This window comes from Marinomonas arctica, from assembly GCF_003259225.1.
Lineage (GTDB): Bacteria > Pseudomonadota > Gammaproteobacteria > Pseudomonadales > Marinomonadaceae > Marinomonas > Marinomonas arctica.
The window spans coordinates 1-404 of the sequence record NZ_QHJF01000094.1; the positions used below are offsets into that span (position 1 = coordinate 1).

Below are 404 nucleotides of genomic sequence, written 5' to 3' on the forward strand. Positions count from 1 at the left end.
CGGCTCACGGCTTTTTGCTTGTTCTGATGAATAATATGCTCTAACTCATAGAGCAATTCCTGGGTGCGGCCAATACTAAACGCGGGAATCAATACCGTGCCCGAATCCCTCAAGGCGTGTTCCAAACTGTGCTGCAAACGCTGGCGTCGCGTGGCACGATTTTCATGGTTTCTATCGCCATAGGTGCTTTCTAAAATCAACTGGTCCGCCCGATAAGGCGACTGCGGTGCCGACAACAAAGGCGAATAGGGCGCGCCCAAATCCCCCGAAAACACCACATCATGATATTGTTTGTGGGTCGCGCCTTCAGGCCGACAAATCGCATCACCCTTAACCCGAAAGGTCACATACGCGGAACCCAAAATATGCCCCGCACGGCACAAACGCACCTGCACACTAGACGC

At 53.0% G+C, this 404-nt stretch carries 1 pseudogene; it reads right to left on the minus strand.

The features are described from left to right. A pseudogene (locus DK187_RS20975) lies at positions 1–404 on the minus strand (MBL fold metallo-hydrolase); the annotation flags it as partial.